2 protein-coding genes are annotated in these 1,520 nt (G+C 54.7%); both read left to right on the top strand.

Going from position 1 to position 1,520, the window contains the following annotated elements:
• Positions 1-439 precede the first annotated feature (439 nt).
• Entirely contained in the window at positions 440-904 is a 465-nt protein-coding gene (locus H7995_RS28070) for a DUF302 domain-containing protein (protein WP_057978559.1), read from the top strand.
• Positions 905-1,129: 225 nt separating this feature from the next.
• Complete coding sequence (gene merT / locus H7995_RS28065; RefSeq protein WP_185819321.1) at positions 1,130-1,480, top strand: mercuric ion transporter MerT; 351 nt, start codon at positions 1,130-1,132, stop codon at positions 1,478-1,480.
• Positions 1,481-1,520 lie beyond the last annotated feature (40 nt).

Below are 1,520 nucleotides of genomic sequence, written 5' to 3'. Positions count from 1 at the left end.
ATCCCCGGAGCTTCACACCGAGCTGTTACCGGCCCCGCATGTCCAGGTAGGAAACGGTTGATGGAACAACCGGTTTCATCAGGAGAAAACTCTCCAGTAAAACAGAAATTCAGACGACCTCAGGTCGCACTGTTCCGTTGCTCCCCAAACCCCATCCCCGCCAAAAGCGTGGCGCCAAAATGACCGGCGGTGCGGCGATGACGCACGCAAGGCTGAAGTCGGCAAGCCGGCCGCCTTGACGAAGGCGCCGACAGTCAGAGTATTTAAATAATTTCGCTTGACTCCGTACATTACTACGGACGTAAAAATGCAGAATTCGGCGAATATGCGTCGGCAAATTGATCAAAAAAGGCGGTGAACCACCGACGGGAAACTGAACAACGCTCGCTTGCGCACCTGCTTTTTCAACCAACACCTCAACCATCACAGGATAATTAATATGAAGCGTACTTCTTTCCGGTCTGGACTCATCCTGGTCGCGGCGATTTCATCGCTGACACTGAGCGGGCTTTCCTCTGCCGCAGACGCGGACCGTGTGGACAAGGTTTCCAATAAGGATTTCGCGGCCACGGCAAAAACCATCGAGACAACCCTCAAGAGCAGCGGTTTTATGATTTTCAGCACCATCGACCATCAGAAGGTCGGGGCCAACCTCAAAGGCGCCAAGACCATCGAATTCGGCATGCCGGACATGATCAAGGGTCTGCTGCAGATGGATCCCGAAGCTGGCCTCGGAATGCCAGGCCGCATGTATGTATGGGAGCGCAGCGACGGTAAGACCGTCGTGAGTTACCGCAAGCCGTCCAGCGACTTCAGCAAGCGCGGCGACGCGAAGCTCACCGCGATGGGTAACAAAATGAACGGGACGTGGGACATGATCGCGGAGGAAGCAACGAAAAAATAACCGTCCGCTACCAGACACCGCGCGGCGGCGTGTTCAGCCTTCGCGCGGTTCATGTTAGCGGAGATGCTAATCATTTCTTTCGAAATACCGATCATAGGTAAGTCTCAGCCTTGGCAAAGGTGATGATGGCCAGATTTTCAAGACTATTTCACATATCGCTTGATTCCGTACCTGACTACGGGATTAACCTTAACCCATCGATCAAATGCTCGAAAGGAAAAACATATGTCTGCACCGAAAAATGGACGCGGCACCCTCATTGCCGGTGGGCTGGCCGCCATTCTCGCCTCGACTTGCTGTCTTGGGCCGTTGGTTCTGATCGCACTGGGATTCAGCGGGGCCTGGATCGGCAACCTGACGGTGCTCGAACCGTACCGTCCGCTCTTCATCGGTGCTGCGCTCGTGGCGTTGTTCTTCGCCTGGCGGCGCATTTTCCGGCCAGTACAGGCATGCAAGCCGGGCGAGGTGTGCGCAATTCCGCAGGTGCGGACCACCTACAAGCTCATTTTCTGGATCGTTGTCGCGTTGGTCTTGGTCGCGCTCGGTTTTCCCTATGTTGTGCCATTTTTTTACTAGTCAGGAGTTCACCATGAAAAAACTGTTTGCCGCCCTCGCC

The sequence above is a fragment of the Pseudomonas kielensis genome (assembly GCF_014236655.1).
In the GTDB taxonomy this organism is placed as follows: domain Bacteria; phylum Pseudomonadota; class Gammaproteobacteria; order Pseudomonadales; family Pseudomonadaceae; genus Aquipseudomonas; species Aquipseudomonas kielensis.
The sequence above is the reverse complement of the archived record's forward strand: the minus strand, read 5'-3'. Positions and strand labels throughout refer to the sequence as shown.

What these genes read in the sequence shown, in the direction of transcription:
- H7995_RS28070 (WP_057978559.1), top strand. Translation starts at nt 440, where the DNA reads ATGAAGCGTACTTCTTTCCGGTCTGGACTCATCCTGGTCGCGGCGATT.
- merT (WP_185819321.1), top strand. Translation starts at nt 1,130, where the DNA reads ATGTCTGCACCGAAAAATGGACGCGGCACCCTCATTGCCGGTGGGCTG.